General features: G+C 66.1%; 18 protein-coding genes. 12 read left to right on the forward strand and 6 right to left on the reverse strand.

Annotated features, from left to right (window positions below):
• Positions 1-161 precede the first annotated feature (161 nt).
• Positions 162-1,805 carry a chaperonin GroEL gene (groL, locus tag ABS769_RS03005; RefSeq protein ID WP_023902681.1) on the reverse strand — a complete coding sequence of 548 codons (1,644 nt, stop codon included), beginning with the start codon at positions 1,803-1,805 and terminating at the stop codon, positions 162-164.
• 136 nt (positions 1,806-1,941) lie between these two features.
• Positions 1,942-2,229, reverse strand: coding sequence for a co-chaperone GroES (locus tag ABS769_RS03010; RefSeq protein WP_006451546.1), 288 nt, complete (start codon positions 2,227-2,229; stop codon positions 1,942-1,944).
• Positions 2,230-2,500: 271 nt separating this feature from the next.
• Between ABS769_RS03010 and ABS769_RS03015 the strand changes: the two genes are divergently transcribed.
• The 3 genes from ABS769_RS03015 (at position 2,501) to ABS769_RS03025 (ending at position 7,329) form a co-directional block, all read left to right on the forward strand.
• The gene (locus tag ABS769_RS03015) at positions 2,501-4,294 is read left to right on the forward strand and encodes an endonuclease (RefSeq protein WP_317060768.1); all 1,794 of its coding nucleotides are present in this window, start codon (positions 2,501-2,503) and stop codon (positions 4,292-4,294) included.
• 354 nt (positions 4,295-4,648) lie between these two features.
• Positions 4,649-4,981, forward strand: a complete 333-nt coding sequence (cutA, locus tag ABS769_RS03020; protein WP_043909625.1) for a divalent-cation tolerance protein CutA — start codon at positions 4,649-4,651, stop codon at positions 4,979-4,981.
• Positions 4,982-4,986: 5 nt separating this feature from the next.
• Entirely contained in the window at positions 4,987-7,329 is a 2,343-nt protein-coding gene (locus tag ABS769_RS03025) for a protein-disulfide reductase DsbD family protein (protein WP_317060769.1), read from the forward strand.
• An 85-nt stretch (positions 7,330-7,414) separates the two neighbouring features.
• Here ABS769_RS03025 and ABS769_RS03030 read toward each other — a convergent pair whose 3' ends face one another.
• On the reverse strand, positions 7,415-8,086 hold the full coding sequence (locus tag ABS769_RS03030) for an NAD-dependent epimerase/dehydratase family protein (protein WP_317060770.1): 672 nt from the start codon (positions 8,084-8,086) through the stop codon (positions 7,415-7,417).
• 82 nt (positions 8,087-8,168) lie between these two features.
• On the opposite strand from ABS769_RS03030, the gene ABS769_RS03035 reads away from it, so the two are divergent.
• The 5 genes from ABS769_RS03035 (at position 8,169) to accC (ending at position 12,176) form a co-directional block, all read left to right on the forward strand.
• Positions 8,169-8,996, forward strand: coding sequence for a helix-turn-helix transcriptional regulator (locus ABS769_RS03035; RefSeq protein ID WP_317060771.1), 828 nt, complete (start codon positions 8,169-8,171; stop codon positions 8,994-8,996).
• Positions 8,997-9,340: 344 nt separating this feature from the next.
• Positions 9,341-9,787 (forward strand): type II 3-dehydroquinate dehydratase, encoded by a 447-nt coding sequence (gene aroQ / locus ABS769_RS03040; protein WP_104592407.1) that lies wholly within the window; start codon positions 9,341-9,343, stop codon positions 9,785-9,787.
• Between the two features lie 91 nt (positions 9,788-9,878).
• The gene (accB, locus tag ABS769_RS03045; protein WP_006451539.1) at positions 9,879-10,364 is read left to right on the forward strand and encodes an acetyl-CoA carboxylase biotin carboxyl carrier protein; all 486 of its coding nucleotides are present in this window, start codon (positions 9,879-9,881) and stop codon (positions 10,362-10,364) included.
• Positions 10,365-10,441: 77 nt separating this feature from the next.
• On the forward strand, positions 10,442-10,819 hold the full coding sequence (locus tag ABS769_RS03050; protein WP_233397319.1) for a four helix bundle protein: 378 nt from the start codon (positions 10,442-10,444) through the stop codon (positions 10,817-10,819).
• Positions 10,809-12,176 carry an acetyl-CoA carboxylase biotin carboxylase subunit gene (accC, locus tag ABS769_RS03055; RefSeq protein WP_006451537.1) on the forward strand — a complete coding sequence of 456 codons (1,368 nt, stop codon included), beginning with the start codon at positions 10,809-10,811 and terminating at the stop codon, positions 12,174-12,176. The genes ABS769_RS03050 and accC overlap by 11 nt, the downstream gene beginning before the upstream one ends.
• Positions 12,177-12,256: 80 nt before the next feature.
• Here the strand turns inward: accC and ABS769_RS03060 are convergent, their stop codons facing one another.
• Complete coding sequence (locus ABS769_RS03060) at positions 12,257-12,625, reverse strand: hypothetical protein (protein WP_006451536.1); 369 nt, start codon at positions 12,623-12,625, stop codon at positions 12,257-12,259.
• On the reverse strand, positions 12,622-13,548 hold the full coding sequence (locus tag ABS769_RS03065) for a hypothetical protein (protein WP_168958072.1): 927 nt from the start codon (positions 13,546-13,548) through the stop codon (positions 12,622-12,624). Before ABS769_RS03065 ends, ABS769_RS03060 begins: the two co-directional genes overlap by 4 nt.
• 432 nt (positions 13,549-13,980) lie before the next feature.
• On the opposite strand from ABS769_RS03065, the gene prmA reads away from it, so the two are divergent.
• Positions 13,981-14,901, forward strand: a complete 921-nt coding sequence (gene prmA, locus ABS769_RS03070; RefSeq protein ID WP_317060772.1) for a 50S ribosomal protein L11 methyltransferase — start codon at positions 13,981-13,983, stop codon at positions 14,899-14,901.
• A gap of 12 nt (positions 14,902-14,913) precedes the next feature.
• Here the strand turns inward: prmA and ABS769_RS03075 are convergent, their stop codons facing one another.
• Entirely contained in the window at positions 14,914-15,426 is a 513-nt protein-coding gene (locus ABS769_RS03075) for a hypothetical protein (protein WP_317060773.1), read from the reverse strand.
• Between the two features lie 143 nt (positions 15,427-15,569).
• Here ABS769_RS03075 and ABS769_RS03080 point away from each other — a divergent pair, with 143 nt between their 5' ends.
• The 3 genes from ABS769_RS03080 (at position 15,570) to fis (ending at position 17,932) form a co-directional block, all read left to right on the forward strand.
• Positions 15,570-15,947: a helix-turn-helix domain-containing protein gene (locus tag ABS769_RS03080; RefSeq protein ID WP_006451532.1), complete on the forward strand. Its 378-nt coding sequence runs from the start codon at positions 15,570-15,572 to the stop codon at positions 15,945-15,947.
• 407 nt (positions 15,948-16,354) lie between these two features.
• A complete protein-coding gene (locus ABS769_RS03085; RefSeq protein WP_317060774.1) occupies positions 16,355-17,542 on the forward strand; it encodes a DUF3426 domain-containing protein in 1,188 nt (395 codons plus the stop codon).
• Between the two features lie 117 nt (positions 17,543-17,659).
• Positions 17,660-17,932 carry a DNA-binding transcriptional regulator Fis gene (fis, locus tag ABS769_RS03090; RefSeq protein ID WP_043908547.1) on the forward strand — a complete coding sequence of 91 codons (273 nt, stop codon included), beginning with the start codon at positions 17,660-17,662 and terminating at the stop codon, positions 17,930-17,932.
• Positions 17,933-18,004 lie beyond the last annotated feature (72 nt).

The raw sequence follows: 18,004 nt of genomic DNA on the forward strand, positions 1-18,004 counted from the left end.
ACACCACTGCGATCTCGGCATCGACCGCATTGCGCTCATACCGGCAGCGATTCGTTCGGGTCGCCGTGCCCTGCGCGGCGTCGCTCCCCAACTTATCGCCCACAAAAAAACCCCGCCTTTCGGCGGGGTCCTTTTTTGATGCAACAACCGATGGGGCTGGATCAGAAATCCATACCGCCCATACCGCCCATGCCGCCACCGCCGCCGGGCATTGCCGGCTCGTCCTTCTTCGGGGCATCGGCCACCATGGCTTCGGTGGTGATCATCAGGCCGGCGATCGAGGCTGCGTTCTGCAGCGCCGAGCGGGTGACCTTGGTCGGATCCAGGATGCCGAACTCGACCATGTCGCCGAACTCGCCGTTGGCCGCGTTGTAACCGTAGTTGCCGGTGCCTTCCTTGACCTTGTTCAGGATCACGGACGGCTCTTCGCCGGCATTGGCCACGATTTCGCGCAGCGGGGCTTCCATCGCGCGCAGGGCGATCTGGATGCCGTGGGTCTGGTCTTCGTTGGCACCGGTCAGGTTACCGACGGCCACCAGTGCACGCACCAGGGCCACACCGCCGCCCGGGACCACGCCTTCTTCGACGGCTGCACGGGTGGCGTGCAGGGCGTCTTCGACGCGAGCCTTCTTTTCCTTCATTTCGATTTCGGTCGAAGCGCCGACCTTGATCACTGCAACGCCACCGGCCAGCTTGGCCACGCGCTCCTGCAGCTTCTCGCGGTCGTAATCGGACGAGGTGTCTTCGATCTGGGTCTTGATCTGGCCAACGCGGGCTTCGATCGTGGCCGAATCGCCGGCGCCGTCGATGATGGTGGTGTTCTCCTTGGAGACCTGCACCTTCTTCGCGCGGCCCAGGTCCTTGATGGTGGCCTTCTCAAGCGCCAGACCCACTTCCTCGGAGATCACGGTGCCGCCGGTCAGCACGGCCATGTCTTCCAGCATCGCCTTGCGACGGTCGCCGAAGCCCGGTGCCTTGACGGCCACGACCTTGACGATGCCACGGATGGTGTTGACCACCAGGGTCGCCAGCGCTTCGCCTTCGACTTCTTCAGCCACGATCAGCAGCGGCTTGCCGGCCTTGGCCACGCCTTCCAGCACGGGCAGCAGGTCGCGCACGTTGGAGATCTTCTTGTCGTGCAGCAGGATGAACGGGTCGTCCAGATCGGCCGACTGGCTCTGCTGGTTGTTGATGAAGTACGGGGAGAGGTAGCCGCGATCGAACTGCATGCCCTCGACCACGTCCAGCTCGTTTTCCAGGCCCGAGCCTTCTTCAACGGTGATCACGCCTTCCTTGCCGACCTTCTGCATCGCTTCGGCAATGATGTTGCCGATCGATTCGTCCGAGTTGGCCGAGATGGTGCCGACCTGGGCAATTGCCTTGTCGTCGGTGGTGGGCTTGGAGATGTTCTTCAGCTCGATGACGGCGGCCTTGACGGCCTGGTCGATACCGCGCTTGAGGTCCATCGGGTTCATGCCGGCGGCCACAGCCTTGGCGCCTTCGCGGATCAGGGCCTGGGCCAGCACGGTGGCGGTGGTGGTGCCGTCGCCTGCGTTGTCGTTGGTGCGCGACGCGACTTCCTTCACCATCTGCGCGCCCATGTTCTCGAACTTGTCAGCCAGTTCGATTTCCTTGGCGACGGAGACGCCGTCCTTGGTGATGGTCGGCGCGCCGAAGCTCTTTTCGAGCACGACGTTGCGGCCCTTCGGGCCCAGGGTTGCCTTGACGGCATTGGCGAGAACGTTGACGCCACGGACCATACGGGTACGTGCGTCTTCACCGAAACGAATGTCTTTAGCAGCCATTTGTTGTAACTCCGGAATTTGGGATTGGGGATTGGGGATTGGCTAGAGCGGGGTTCGGGGGAGATGCGGGATCAGCTGCGCCAAGCGCAGTGGCTAATCCCGAATCCCCACTCCCGAATCCCGCGGGCAACGGCTATCAGCCGATGACCGCCAGGATGTCGTCTTCGCGCAGCACCTTGTACTCGATGCCCTCGGCCTTGTAGCTGCTGCCGGCGTACTGGCCGTAGATGACCTTGTCGCCGACCTTGACCACCGGCGCGCGCAGGCTGCCGTTGTCCAGGGGCTTGCCGGCGCCAATGGCGACGACTTCACCCTTGGTGGACTTTTCCTTGGCCGAATCCGGAATCACGATCCCGCCGGCGGAAACTTCGTCGGCTTCGATCGGCTTGACTACAACGCGGTCGTGAAGCGGCTTGATGCTCATAGAGAAAGACCCTCTTAAGTGATTGATTGGTCTGGAAATTATCGGCGATGTTAGCACTCGTATGTGACGACTGCCAGCACAGCGCGCGGAAAAAACCCGACAGAGCGGGTGCGGGCCAAAGATTGTGCTGCGCGGGCGGCTTTCAAGGGCTAGGGGCAAAAAATTTCGACGCTCTCTCGAATACAGGGGCCGAATTGGAACCAGGTTCCACCGATTGTCATGCGCACGTCTTACAGTCGGCAACGCATTCCCCGATCACAAGGAGCTGTCGATGAGGTTGCCGTCCCGTGCTGTGTCCCTGAGCTGCGTGCTTCCCCTGGCCTGTGCGTTCGCACTGGCCGTCCCCACCGCCCACGCCGCGGTGTTCATCAACGAACTGCACTACGACGACGCGGGCGCCTCCGGCGACAGCGGCGAAGCCGTGGAAGTGGTGGCCACCGCCGGCGAATCGCTGAGCGGCTATCGCATCTATCTGTACAACGGCAGCGCGCCGAGCGCGGCCACGGTCTACGCCAACACCGCAGTGCCGGCCGGCAGCCTGGTCAGCTGCGGCAGCCAGGTGCGCGTGGCCACGGTCAGCTACGCCAGCAACGGCGTGCAGAACGGGCCCAACGACGGTGTGGCGCTGGTCGACCCGAACGGGCAACTGGTGCAGTTCCTCAGTTACGAAGGCGCCATCACCGGCAGCGGTGGCCCCGCCGCCGGCGTCACCAGCCAGAACCTGCCGGTCAGCGAGAGCAACAGCAGCGCGGTCGGCAGTTCGCTGCAACTCACCGGTACCGGCAGCAGCGCGGCCAACTTCAGCTGGGCCGGCTCGTCGGCGCAGACGTTTGGCGCGTGCAATCGCGGCCAGACCTTCAATGGCAGCGGTGGTGGCGGCGAAACCGGCGCTGCGCCTTCGATCACCAGTACCACCCCGACCCAGGGCGCCACCAACTTCCCGGCGGCCGGCGATCTGAGCGTGGGCTTCAGCGAAGCGGTGACGCTGAGCAGCGGCGCCTTCGCGCTGAGCTGCGCCAGCTCCGGCACGGTGGCGCTGAGCTACCCGACCAGCGGTACCCGCTTCAGCCTGTCCACCAACACTGCGTTGGTCGGCGGCGAGCGCTGCACGCTGGCGATCACCGCCAGCGCCATCCGCGACGCCAGCGGGCTGAGCCCGGCCGCCAACCAGGCCATCGCCTTCACCGTGGCCACGGCCAGCGGCGGCGGCACCGGCTACTACTCGCGGGTGAACACCGCCAATGCCAGCCAGTTGCGTTGCTCGCTGCACACCGTGATCAAGGGCCACACGGTCTACCCGTACAGCGGCTCGGGCACCAGCACCTGGACCATTCTGGAAATGGCCGACGAAGATCCCAACAACAGCGGCCGGATCCTGGACGCCTACCGCAACCGCAGCTACGCCAAGGGCAGCGACCGTGCCGGCACCGGGAGCGGGCTGACCTACAACCGCGAACACACCTGGCCCAACTCGCTGGGCTTCGGCAGCGCCAGCGGCGACAAGGGGTTGCCGTATGCGCCCTACACCGACACCCACATGCTGTATCTGACCGACACCGGCTTCAACGCCGACCGCGGCAACAAGCCCTACGCCACCTGCACCAGCAGCTGCGGCGAGCGGGTGACCGAGGTCAACGACGGCAGTGGCGGCGGCAGCGGGCGCTATCCGGGCAATTCCAACTGGGTGCGCACGCCCGACGGCAACGGTGGCACCTTCGAAGTGTGGGGCAAGCGCAAGGGCGACATGGCGCGTGCGGTGATGTACATGGCGATCCGCTACGAAGGCGGCCTTGATGCGGCCACCGGGCAGTCCGAGCCGGACCTGGAACTCACCGACGACCGCAGCAAGATCGTGCAGACCTCGGCCTCCCCGGCCTATATGGGCCTGTTGTCCACACTGCTGGCCTGGCACCAGGCCGACCCGCCGGACGATGCCGAGCGGGCGCGCAACCAGGTGATCTTCAGCTTCCAGGGCAACCGCAACCCGTTCGTGGATCACCCCGAATGGGCGACCTCGAGCCTGTTCACCTCGGCCAAGCCGGCCAGCTGCCAGCTGGCCAATTGATCCATCCCGGCCCGGCGCTTGAGGCGTCGGGCCGAGGCATATTGATCCATCCTGGCCCGGCGCCCAGGGCGTCGGGCCGGTGCATGTGGCTTACCGGCCAATCGGCTTCGGATGCCGCTCGAATGCCGGCGTGGCGACATTATCCTGGCCGACGTTCCATTCCCGCCCTGGACCACCGCAGCGGTGGCGCTCCCGCGCATCCGGTCATCGCACCGAACCTTGCCGGTCATCAGCGCCCGACTGCCAAGACGCTGCCCGCATCGATTGCCGAAAGCTGTATTGCGCGAAGTCAACGCCGCGCTCCGGAACGTACGGTCGATCCCGCGTAAGCGGAGGATTACACTGCGCAGCTACGTGAGCGCCTCTTCCCTCCATGTGTTGTTCAGTACCTGCCCGGATGCCGACAGCGCCGATCGCATTGCGCACGCGCTGCTCAACGAGCGCCTGGCCGCCTGCGTCACCCAGGTGCCCGGCGTGCAGTCGCTGTACCGCTGGAATGGGGCGATCGAGCGCAGTCAGGAAGTGCAGCTGTTGATCAAGACCTGGGAAGACCGCTTGCCCGACGCCATTGCGCGGCTGCAGGCGTTGCATCCGTATGAACTGCCGGAGGCGGTTGCGGTCCAAGCCAGCGCCGGGCTGCCGGCATATCTCGATTGGGTCCGGGCCGAAACCCGCAAGGAATCCTGACGTTCATGAAGTCTCTGTCCCGCTGGATCGCCCGCTGCGCATTGCTGGCCGTACCGTTGTTCGCCGCCCCGCTGGCGCTGGTGGCGCCATTGCCCGCGCAGGCTGCCGTCACCGAGGCCGACCTGCTGCCGGTGGATCAGGCATTCACGCTGAGCGCCACGGCCGATAGCCGCGACAGCATCGCGCTGAGCTGGAAGATCGCGCCGGGCTATTACCTGTATCGCCACCGTATCAGCGTCAAAGCCGGGCAAGGCTTTGCCGCCGGCGAACTGGCGCTGCCGGAAGGGCAGAGCAAGCACGACGAGTTCTTCGGCCAGGTGCAGACCTATCGCAGGCAACTGCAGGCCAAGCTGGCCGGCAAGGCCGAGCCTGCGCTGCAAACCGCCGTGTTGCAGGTGCAATACCAGGGCTGCGCCGATGCCGGCGTGTGCTACCCGCCGCAGCGTCGCGAACTGCGCGTGACCCTGCCCGAGGCCTCGGCTGCATCGGCCTCGCCCACTGCCGCTGCGCCTGCCGCACAGCGCGAAAACCTGGGCTCACTGGTACCGCGTGCCCCGGCCTCCGCCCCGCGCCTGTTCGGCAGCCCCGGCCAGGCAGCCGGCGTGGACGCGCTGCCGCTGCCGGCCGAGCAGGCCTTCAGCTTCGAAGCCATCGTCGGCGACGGCAACAGCCTGCTGCTGCGCTTCACTCCCGCGCCCGGCTATTACATCTACCGCGACCGCACCTCGCTGGCGCTGGAAGGCGCCGGCGGTGTGCGGACCGGGCTGCCGCGCTGGCCGCAGGGCAAGGCGCATCGCGACGAGCATTTCGGCGATGTGGTGGTGTATTTCGACCAGGCCGAAGTCACCCTGCCGCTGCTGCGCGACCACGCCGATCCGGCAAAGGTGACCCTGGTGGCGACCTTCCAGGGCTGCCAGACCGATGGCATCTGCTACCCGCCGATGACCCGCCGCGTGGCGCTGGAGTTGCCGCCCGGCACGGTATCGCCGCAAAACCAGGCGCAGACCGCACCGCTGATGATTTCGCCGCTGGCCGCCGGGCAGACGCCCAGCGAACCCGCGCCCGCCGCCACGCCCGCCACCAGTGCCGCGCCCGCTGCCGACGCCTCGGCCGGCAACCCGCAACGCACCCAGCCGCCGCATACCGATAAAGGCCTGCTGGCGATGCTGGTGCTGGCCCTGCTGGGCGGGTTGATCTTGAACCTGATGCCATGCGTGCTGCCGATCCTGTCGCTGAAGGTGCTGGGGCTGGCGCACAGCGGCGAGAGCCGCAGCCATGCGCGCAGCCATGCCATCTGGTATTCGCTGGGCGTGCTGGTGTCGTTTGCCGCCATCGGCGGGCTGGTGATCGGCCTGCGCGCGGCCGGGCAAGCGGCCGGCTGGGGCTTCCAGCTGCAGCAGCCTTGGTTTGTCGCCGCGCTGGCGTATCTGATGTTTGCGGTGGGCCTGAGCCTGTCGGGCGTGTTTACGCTGGGCAGCAATCTGGGCGGCATCGGCCAGTCGCTGGCATCGCGCAATGGACCGCTGGGCGATTTCTTCACCGGCGTGCTGGCCTGCGTGGTGGCCAGCCCCTGCATCGCCCCGTTCATGGGCACCGCCCTGGCGTATGCGTTCACCGCACCGGCGCTGCTGGCGATGCTGGTGTTCCTGGCGCTGGGCCTGGGCCTGGCGCTGCCGTTCCTGCTGATCGGCTTCATTCCCTCGCTGGCGCGGCGCCTGCCCACGCCCGGTGCGTGGATGGAAACGCTCAAGCAGGTGCTGGCGTTCCCGATGTATCTCACCGCGATCTGGTTGTTGTGGGTACTGGGCAAGCAGCGCGGTGTGGATGCGCTGGCGCTGATGCTGGTCGGCGCCACGTTGTTGGCGCTGGGCCTGTTCTGCTTTGAGCGCAGCCGCTGGAAGAGCCATCGCATCGGCATGGGGTTGGCTGCGGTGATGCTGGTGCTGGCCATCGTGCCGGTGATTGCGGTCACCCGCCTCAGCTTGCCGGCCGCCACCGCCGCCGACGGCGTGGTGACGTTCTCGCCGCAATTGCTGGACCGCCTGCGCGCCGACAACCGCGTGGTGTTCGTCAACATGACCGCCGACTGGTGCGTGACCTGCAAGGCCAACGAAAAGAACGTGCTGAGCAGTGCCGAATTCCGCGATGCATTGCGCCGTGTCGATGCGGTCTACATGAAAGGCGACTGGACCAATGTCGACCCCAAGATCAGCGCCTTTCTCGACCAGCATCAGGCGGTCGGTGTGCCGTTGTACGTGGTCTACGGGCCCGGCACACCCCCGGCGGTGTTGCCGACCGTACTGACCAACGCGATCACCGAGGATGCATTGTTGCGCGCGGCGCGGTGAGCGCATCGCCACGCGCTGCGTAAGCGCGGCGTTTGATGTGGAGCGCTTGTGCGCGTTGGCGCATGAAGTGATGTGCGCAAGTCGATTAAGCGGCCTGACGCGTCGCACCTTCCAGCGCCAGCCGATACAGCCGGGCCGCGTCGGCAACATGCACCGCCGGCCAGCGATTGGCGCCTTCTCCGATGTAGGCCGACACGCCCTTCTCGCGCGCCAGGTCGATCAGCATCGGCACAAAGCCATGGGTTTCGCCAACGCCGTGAACCGAGGACGGCAACCGAATGGTGGCCGCGCGGACACCGCGCTCGCCGAGCAGGCGCGTGGCCTCTTCCGAACGGCGCGGATAGGACGGATCCGACGCAGGCAGATCGGCTTCGCTGGCGACCCGACCGAACGCACGCAACGCCGACAAGGTGGAGGTCACCAGCAGCGGCTTGTCGCTGCCTTGCAACGCGTCGCCCAGCGTGTTGATCACCAGGCGATCCTGCGCGGCATTTTCGGTATAGCGGGAAAAATCGTGATTGAAGGCCAGATGGATCACGCCATCGGCAGCGCGGGCGGCCGCGCGCAGGCTGTCCAGATCGTCCAGCGTTGCGTGCAACACATCGGCGCCTTTCGCCTTCAACGTCTGCGCTTTTTCGGGCGACCGCGCCAGACCGAGCACGCGATGCCCGTGCTGCAGCAACTCATCGACCACCGCTGTGCCCACCCAACCAGTGGCACCTGTGACGAATACATGCATGTGGATCCACCAATTCATGAGGAACCGGGATGCTATCGACGCCAGAGATACCCTTACAGTCGTGAGATTATCCCGGTATAACCAATAACAGGATCGGACCATGGCCGACGCCACTCTCAGTAGCTACCTGCGCGAGCGGCGCGAACGCCTGGACCCTGCCGCGCTGGGTTATCCCGGCGGCCGGCGGCGCACGCCCGGCCTGCGCCGGGAAGAAGTGGCGCAGCGCGCCAACATCAGCGCCACCTGGTACAGCTGGCTGGAACAAGGCCGCGGCGGAGCGCCCTCTGCAGACGTGTTGAACCGCATCGCCAAGGCCTTGCTGCTCACCGATGCCGAACGCGAGCACCTGTTCCTGCTCGGGCTGGGGCGCCTGCCCGACGTACGCTATCACCCGCCCGCCGGCGTCACCCCGCGGCTGCAACGCGTGCTCGATGCGATGGAAACCAGCCCGGCCTTCATCCGCACGGTGAGCTGGGACGTGGTCGCCTGGAACGCGGCGGCCGCAGCGGTGCTCACCGACTACGCAACGTTGCCGCCCAGCGAACGCAATGTGTTGCGGCTGATGTTCCTGAGCCCCGCATCGCGGGTGATGAATCTGGATTGGGAAGGCGTGGCCAGATCGCTGGTCACCGTGTTCCGCGCCGATGCAGCGCGCGCAGGCGCCAACGCCGCCATCGCCCCGCTGGTGGAAGAGCTGCGCAGCCGCAGCGAAGATTTCGCCCGCTTGTGGGAAGCCGGCGAGGTCAACGACCCCAGCGATGGCATCAAGCACATCCGCCACCCCATCCTGGGCGAGATGGAGATGGAGTATTCCTCCTTCGCAGTGGAGGGCCGCACCGATCTGATCCTGCTGGTATGCAATCCGGTCCACCAAGCCGACGCCGGCAGCATCCGCGCGTTGACCGGCGGAGCTGCGGCGCGCGGCTGAGCACCGAGACAACATGCAGCCCAGTTGCCGCTCAGGCGCTGAGGTGAGACACACTCCGCGCACACAACGTCGCTGATTTCCCTGCCCGCTGCTGCCAGCCCACACGGCGCGCGGCAAACTAAACGCGCCGACGACGATTGAGCAGACGGCCGCACGGCACCAGTCGACGGGCAACGTTCAAGTGCCTGCCGCGAAAATGCCACCACACAAGGCTCCGCGTGCTCGCTCCAGGGCAGATGACCCGGAAATTTCAATCATCCGTTTAAAACAAGCCTAACTTCGCCTATCTGGACAGCATCGGCCACATCGCGCAGACTTCCGACCTTTCCGCTCTCCCGGATGTCATGGCCCACCTGCTGCTGTTGCATGGCCCTAACCTCAACCTGCTCGGCACCCGCGAGCCGGAGGTCTACGGGCGCACCACGCTGGCGCAGATCGATGCGGCGCTGGTGGACCGCGCGCAGGCCGCCGGGCACACGCTGGCCTGCCTGCAGTCCAACGCCGAGCACGTGCTGGTGGAGCGCATCCACGCAGCGCGCGAAGACGGCACCGCCTACATCCTGATCAACCCGGCCGCCTTCACCCACACCTCGGTGGCGCTGCGCGATGCGCTGCTGGGCGTGGGCTTGCCGTTCGTGGAAATCCATCTGTCCAATCCGCATGCGCGCGAGCCATTCAGGCACCACAGCTATCTCAGCGACAAGGCCGACGGCGTCATCAGCGGCTTCGGCGCCGACAGTTATCGGCTGGCACTGGAAGCGGTGATCGCGCGGCTGGAGCGCGACGCATGACACCCGCATCCCCGGCGCCCGCGCCGACGCACTGACCCCATTCCGCCGGCAACCGCCGGCACTCCCCACCGATTCACCTCATGAGGCCCGTATGGATCTCCGCAAAATCAAGAAACTGATCGACCTGCTCGAAGAATCCAATCTCGCCGAAATCGAGATCAAGGAAGGCGAAGAAAGCGTGCGTCTGGCGCGCGTGCCCAAGGGCACGACCGTGGTCAGCGCGCCGGTGCAGCAGTACGCACCCGCCCCGCTCGCGCAGGCCCCGGCCGCAGCCGCCATGCCGATGCAATCGCCCACCGAAGCCTCCACCGGCGGTGCCAAGCAGGGCCCCGCCTTGCCGGAAGGCCACGTGCTGCGCGCGCCAATGGTCGGCACGTTCTACATCTCGCCGGCCCCGGACAAGCCGGCCTTCGTCACCGTCGGCCAGCAGGTCAAGGCCGGCGAAACGCTGGCGATCATCGAGGCGATGAAGATGTTCAACCCGATCGAGGCCGACGTCTCCGGCACCATCGTGGCCATCCTCGGCGAAACCGGCCAGCCAGTGGAATTCGATCAGCCGTTGTTTGTGATCGGCTGAGCGGCGGGGATTGGAGAGTCGTGATTCGGGATTCGCAAGAGCGACCGCATGAGCGCCTGATGGTATGGCGCGATGCGATGTCGCTTGTCGAAGCGATCTACCGTCTGAGCCACGACTTTCCTGATTCCGAACGCTTCGGACTGACGGCACAAATGCGGCGCGCGGCGATCAGCGTGCCTTCCAACATCGCCGAAGGTGCCGCGCGGCGCTCTACCGCCGACTACCTGCGTTATCTGTCGATAGCGCGGGGTTCGCTGGCGGAATTGGATACGCAGCTGCAGATCGCAATACGGCTGCAGTTCGGTTCGCCCGATACGGCAACTCTGGATCTCTTGAATCGCACGTTTGCCAGGCTCAATGCATTGATCCGCACGCTGGACGAATCGCGACATCTGCGCGAGCCCGGCGCCCTCTACGAATCTCCCCTCTCGAATCCCGAATCCCATGCTCGATAAAATCGTCATCGCCAACCGAGGTGAAATCGCGCTGCGCATCCTGCGCGCGTGCCACACGCTCGGCATCCGCACGGTCGCGGTGCATTCCACGGTCGACCGCAATCTCAAACACGTGGCCATGGCCGACGAGTCGGTGTGTATCGGCCCGGCGGCCTCCAGCGACAGTTACCTCAATATCCCGGCGTTGATCGCCGCGGCCGAGGTCACCGATGCGCAAGCCATCCATCCCGGCTACGGCTTCCTGTCGGAAAACGCCGACTTTGCCGAGCGCGTGGAAGAATCCGGCTTCATCTTCATCGGCCCCAGGGCCGACACCATCCGCCTGATGGGCGACAAGGTCGAGGCGATCCGCGCGATGAAGGCCGCCGGCGTGCCGTGCGTGCCCGGTTCGGGCGGCCCGCTGGGCGACGACATCGTCGCCAACACCAAGGTGGCGCGCGAAATCGGCTACCCGGTGATCATCAAGGCCGCCGGCGGCGGCGGCGGGCGCGGCATGCGCGTGGTGCATTCGGAGGCCGCGTTGAAGGCCGCCATCGAAACCACCAAGTCCGAAGCCAAGGCCGCTTTCAGCAACGATCAGGTCTACATGGAGAAGTTCCTGGAAAATCCGCGTCACGTGGAAATCCAGGTGCTTGCCGATGGCCAGGGCGGTGCGATCCATCTGGGCGAACGCGATTGCTCGATGCAGCGCCGCCACCAGAAAGTGGTGGAAGAAGCACCGGCACCGGGCATCACCGAAGAACTGCGCAACGAGATCGGCAAGGTCTGCGTGGATGCCTGCATCCGCATCGGCTATCGCGGCGCTGGCACCTTCGAATTCCTGTTCGAAGACGGGCGTTTTTACTTCATCGAAATGAACACCCGCATCCAGGTGGAGCATCCGGTCACCGAACGCATCACCGGTATCGATCTAGTCTGCGAGCAATTGCGCATTGCCGCCGGGCAGAAGCTCACCATCAAGCAGAGCGACATCGTGCTGCGCGGGCATGCGATCGAATGCCGCATCAATGCCGAGGATCCGGAAACCTTCATGCCCAACCCGGGCCTGATCACCGCGTTCCATCCGCCCGGTGGCCCGGGTGTGCGCGTGGATACGCACATCTACGCCGGCTACAAGGTGCCGCCCAATTACGACTCGATGATCGGCAAGCTGATCGTGCACGGCCCGGATCGCGAAACCGCGATCGCGCGCATGCGTGTGGCGCTGAGCGAGATGGTGGTGGACGGCATCAAGACCAACATCCCGCTGCAGCAGCGCATCATGCGCGACAAGGGCTTCCAGGCCGGTGGGCAGAACATCCACTATCTGGAAAAGCGTCTGGCCGAGCGCAAGAACAAGTCGATCGCGCTGGTTTGATCGACGCACGCAGATAACGAAAAAGCCCGGGAAACCGGGCTTTTTCGTAGTTCACGCTGTTGACGCACAGACACCGCGCATCACTCACGCCGCGGCGCAGCCGGCTGCTGGCTACCCGGCACCGGCACGATGCCGCTGGACGAGGACGGGTCGACCACGGTCATGGTTTCGGTGGACCCATCCGGCCACACCACCTGGAAGGTCGCCCCGGCCGGCAATGCCGAAAACGGCATCGCGCTGCTGGCGCGATACACCGCCGCCACCTGGCTGGCGCCATGCCGTCGCTGCTGTTCGTCGGCAGTGACCGTGGTCGACTTGACCGACAGCGGCTGGTAACGGTGATCGGCGGTATCGATCATCACGATGCCAACGGCCGCTGCCGAATACGCCACGAACAACGCGACCCAGAACCAGAACTTGGCGCCATGCGCCAACCGACGGTAATTCATGACTGCGCTCCCGGCTCGGACACCAGTGTATCGACCATCTCATCCACCCTGTCTGCTCCCTGCCGCGGCACCGCGGCGTCGAATACGAATGACACAAAATCCTGTGCGCTATCGCGCGAGCAGATGCCCGCGTTGGCGCAATAACTGGTAACCAAGGTGCTTTCGGCGCTGCAATCCAGGCCCAGCCGGCATGCAGCGACCTGCCAGGCCAGTTCGGCGAACTGATCGCCGGCCACATAGCCCTGCAGACTGTCGTCGCCACTGGCACGCGCACCCATGGCCGGGGCAAGCGCCAGATAGGCCTCCGGATCGCGCGAGGCCAGCACGCGCTGCACCAACGCGCGCTTGTAGGTCGGCGATGTCTGCAACGGCTCGCCCAGCGCAAGCAATGCCGCCTCGGCAGCCAGATTCCCGGCGCGCGCGGCGGCCTGACGTTGCTGCGCAACCAACTGCGGGCTCACGCCATCGCTGGGCGCAAAGCCTGCACAACGCTGCGCCACGCGCTCGCGTGCCGCGTGCATCGCCACCACGCCGGGGGTGTGTTGCGCGGCAATCCAGTCGCTGTCGGCAGCGTAGCCGGCCGGGCTGGCCGCGTACGGCGCGCAGTAGTCGTAGACCCGGCTCAAGCGCCAACCGGCCTGCGCATCGCCGGCACGCACCTGCTGCTGCAATTGCTGCGCGTAGCGATACAGATCCGTTTGCGCATCCACGGTATCGCGATAGGGCAACTGCAAGGCGGTGCTGCGTTCGGCAGGCGCGTGTAGCGCTGGCGCAAACAAGCTTGCCTGCGTGCTGCTTGCCGGGGCCGCTATCGCTGCAGCGGGCGACTCGGTCGGTTGCGCACGCACATGCCACCACGCTGCCGCTGCCAGCGCAGCAGGAGCGAGCAACAACCAAAGATGGCGGGCACGAGCAAGCGGCATGAACAGCAGCGACCCTGGTGCGGGAAAGCCCCGCAGCGACGGCGCGGAGTCTAGCACCCGCCTTTCGCACGCCGCGGTGCGCAAGCGGGCGCTGCCTGCGCAAACTGCGGGAAGGGCAATGCATGGAGTGATGGTCTGCGCGCGATTTGAAGTGAGTGACGCGCCGTGGCGATTTGGTTGCCGATACGCAAGCGTGCGGCACGCCCTGCAGCAGGACACGCGCCGCCGAATGCACTGAAGCGCCGAGCACCGCACCACCGGCGCTCGATGCGCTGCCTCGTCGATGCCGCTGCCACGTCTCGACATCGATCTTCAACCTCCGCATCGTCGTTGCGCACCCATTGCCCAGACCGCCCCTTCCGCGGCTTCGCGCAAGAGCCCGCCTGCACGAATGGTCTACGATGCACGCTTTCGAATTGCCCAACTGCCACGATGCCGTTTCTTGAACTGACCCTGCCCTGCTCCGATGCCACCCAGCCCCGTTACCAGAATGCGCTGGACGATATCGGCGCGCTGGCGGTGACGCTGCTCGACGCCAATGCCGATACCAGCAATGAGCGCGCCATTCTCGAACCCGGCGTTGGCGAAACACCGATGTGGAACACGATTGTGCTGAACGCGCTGTTCGACGGCGACAGCGATGCGCTGGTGCTGCTCGCCGCATTGGAAGCGTTCGATCCCGGGCTGGACTGGAGCCAGGTCGGATTCCGCACGGTCGAAGACACCGATTGGGAACGCGCCTGGATGGATCAGTTCAAGCCGATGCAGTTCGGCGCGCGCACCTTCATCGTGCCGTGGAATCACGATCTGCCCGAGGCCGCGCAAGCGCCCGACGCTGCGGTAGTGCGGCTGGATCCGGGCCTGGCCTTCGGCTCGGGCACGCACCAGACCACCGCGCTGTGTCTGCGCTGGCTGGACAGCCTGGCCGGCAGCGGCGAACTGCAGGGCCGCCGCGTGCTCGATTTCGGCTGCGGCTCGGGCATTCTGGCCGTCGCCGCGCTGAAGCTGGGTGCCGCCAGCGCGGTGGGCGTGGACTACGACCCGCAGGCGGTATTGGCCAGCGCTGACAATGCCGAGCGCAACGCCGTGCAAGCACAGCTGGCGGTGTATCTGCCGCAGGACGAGCCGGTGCAGACCTACCCGGTGGTGGTGGCCAATATCCTGGCCTCGGCGCTGGATACCCTGGCCGAGACCCTGGCCGCACGTGTGGCACCCGGCGGGCGGATTGCACTGTCGGGCATCCTGCACGGCCAGGAAGACGAGCTGCTGCAACGCTACGCGCCGTGGTTCGAGCAACTGCACTGCGAACGCGACGAAGACTGGATGCGCATCGACGGCATACGCCGCGCCTGACGCATCCCGGGTTTACCGCGGGGGCCGGCCGGCGCGGATCTGCGCGGTGGTCAGCGCGTCGGCAACGCTGATCGCGCGCAACCGGGTCACCGTCTGCCAACCATCGCGCTGCAGCGCTTCGTTGCGCCAGCGCCCGGCGTGTCTGGCCACGCGCACGCGCAGCAATGCATCGGCCAACAACACCACCGCCCAGGCAATGGACGATACCCACGCCTGTGCACCGATCATGGCCAGGCCGCCAGCCAGGCCCACGATCAACAGGCCCAGCGCCAGCAACCGCCATTGCCGGTAGCGCAGCGCCCACGCGCGCGGCGCCAGTCCGGCCGACCAATGCACGCCTTCGCGCACTGCCCTCCAGTCCGCACCGCGCTGCCAGATCTGGTAACACGGCGCGCCGCGAAAGTGCGCAACAGCGGGATCCAATGGCGAATGCGCAGGCCAGGGCGCCACCTCAGGTGGTGCCGACGGTGCTGAATCCCGTCGCGCTGGATCGGATTTGGGAGCGGCTGGCTCGACCATGAACACCTTCCTTGAGTTCGCTGTGATGTCGTCGTCATCGACACGTAGACAGTATCGCAAACATATTGCGATATGAAAGTTATACGAACTATCTCCCGGCGCTGCTAGAGCTATATCTCCCGGCCCTGTCTGCCATTCATCGGTGCCGTGTGAGCAAGCTGTACGAGCGAGTACGCGAAGCCCGCAGCTTCACCAAGCTGACCCAGGAAGCCCTGGCCGGCGAACTGGGGGTCACCCGCAGCGCCGTCGCTCAATGGGAAATGGCCGAAGGCACCGCGCCTTCGGTGGAGAATCTGATCGGCCTGGCCAAGCGCAGCGGCATGGCGTTCGAATACCTGGCTACCGGGCGCGGCGAGCGGACATTCGGCCCGCCGGTCTCGGCGATCGCCGAAGAACCCGCCCAATACCGTCGCCTGGACGACCAGCAGCGCGTACTGCTGTCGCGCTTCGATACGCTGGCACCGCGTCAGCGCAGTGGCTTGCTCGATCTATTGCTGGCCGAGACCAAGACGCGTCGGCGGCGGTGAATCGGGATTCGGGATTCGGGATTCGGGATTCGGGATTCGGGATTCGGGAATCGGGAATCGGGAATCGGGAATCGGGAATCGGGAATCGGGAATCGGGAATCGGGAATCGGGAATCGGGAATCGGGAAGAGCTTGCTTGTCTGCGTTTGACCAGGCAAGCCATGCCGACAAGGACTGCTGAGTGTTGACGCTGCGATTCGAGATTCGCATTGGGAGCTCGCTCTGAGCCCGCCTGGTCTGTTGGCTGCCGCGCCTTGGCGCGTGTCCGCCGCAGCCAGAGGTGTTGCGAAAATGCAGTCAACGCCACTGCCGCGCGCGCTTCATGCAAGGCACACCTGCTGAAGCACCCGGGTTCGCCCATTGGCGTGCGCGTGGTTGAATAGGGGTCTTTCCGCTGCACGTCTGCCGATGTCCGAGACTCCGCCACCGCGCCGCCCCCTGGCCACGTTCCTGCGTGCGACGCCGGCTGCCCCATCGCTGATTCCCACGCCGGCCGTGCCACCTGCCGAGCCGCCCGAGCAGCCGCTACCGGTACCGACGCGCCAGTTGCCGCCCGCGCCATTGGCAGAGCCGGCCGCCGCGCCGCAGGCCGCGGTCGTTCCGCCGCCGGTGGCGCCGCTGGTGACAGCGCCTCGCGCCGACACGGCACGCGCGGCCACCACCACCCCACGCAGCGATGACCGCCAAACTGCAGCAGGCGACGCCAATCCGGATCGATTGGGGTGGAACACCTCCAGCACGCGCGACGTCCTCGGCGATACCGAGGAAGACACAAGGCTTGGCGCTGATGACAACCGCGATCCGGCGTCCCGCTACACCGGCACGCATCCGACTGGCGCGGTTGTCGGCAGCATCGCGGACGCAGGCCGGGAGACCGATCTCGATGCAGATGCCGATGCCGATGCCGATGCCGATGCCGAGCAACATCTCAAGTTCGATGTCGATCGCGATCCCACACCCGACACCGCCACCATTCCGGCTTCCGACACCACTCCGCAAACAGCCACCAAGGCAACCCTCAGCGATGCGGGCCAAGCCGGCACCGCCGCCGCACACTTCCAGCCACTCCCAGTTGCAACCCAACCCGCGCCCGCCTTCGCCCGCCGCGGCTTCACCCGGCCGCGTCTGCGCGCCAGCGGGCGGCAATGGGCGCTGTTGGTCGGCTTGATCGGTTTGTTAGCGCTGCAGATCGTCATCGCCGACCGCGCGCGCCTGGCCGCGGACGCGCGCTGGCGGCCGCTGGCCGGCGCGGCCTGCGAGGTGCTGCGGTGCACGCTACCGGCCTGGCGCGAACCGGCCGCGCTGACGCTGCTCAACCGCGACGTGCGGCCGCTGCCGGCCAATCCCGGCGTGCTGCAGATCCAGGCCAGCTTCCGCAACGATGCGCGCTGGGCGCAGGCCTGGCCGTGGCTGCAGCTGTCGCTGTCGGATGCAGACGGCCGGGTGATCGGCACGCGCGTGCTGGCACCGCAGGAGTATCTGGGCCAACGCCCGGGCGCGCAGGACACGCTCGCGCCAGGCCAGGCGGTGCAGGTGGCGTTTCGCGTGCGCGAACCGGCCGCCAGCACCGCCGCCTTCAGTTTCGATTTCCGTTGAACGGACGCGACCGGCCATCGATGACCACACGGGCGTGGCGAGCGATGAGGTCACGCGCTAGACTCACTCCCCCTCGCCGGCCACGCATCCCGGCTTCGTGACACTGGGAAACCTCCTTTGAACGCAGCCCCCGCTCGTCCTGACACCAGTCGTGGCGCCCCGAAGTCGCCGCTGCGCGAACACGTGGCCCAGTCCGTCCGCCGTTATCTGCGCGACCTGGACGGCAGCGACGCCGATGATGTGTATGAAATCGTGCTGCGCGAGATGGAGATCCCGTTGTTCGTCGAAGTACTCAACCACTGCGAAGGCAACCAGAGCCGCGCCGCGGCGATGCTGGGCATCCATCGGGCGACGTTGCGCAAGAAGCTGAAAGAGTACGGGCTGACCTAACGTCGGGATTAGGGATTAGGGATTAGGGATTAGGGAATCGTAAGCGCGGTGCTGGGTCGCTGGCTGTTCAGT

The organism is Xanthomonas hortorum (genome assembly GCF_040279205.1).
In the GTDB taxonomy this organism is placed as follows: Bacteria; Pseudomonadota; Gammaproteobacteria; order Xanthomonadales; family Xanthomonadaceae; genus Xanthomonas; species Xanthomonas hortorum_F.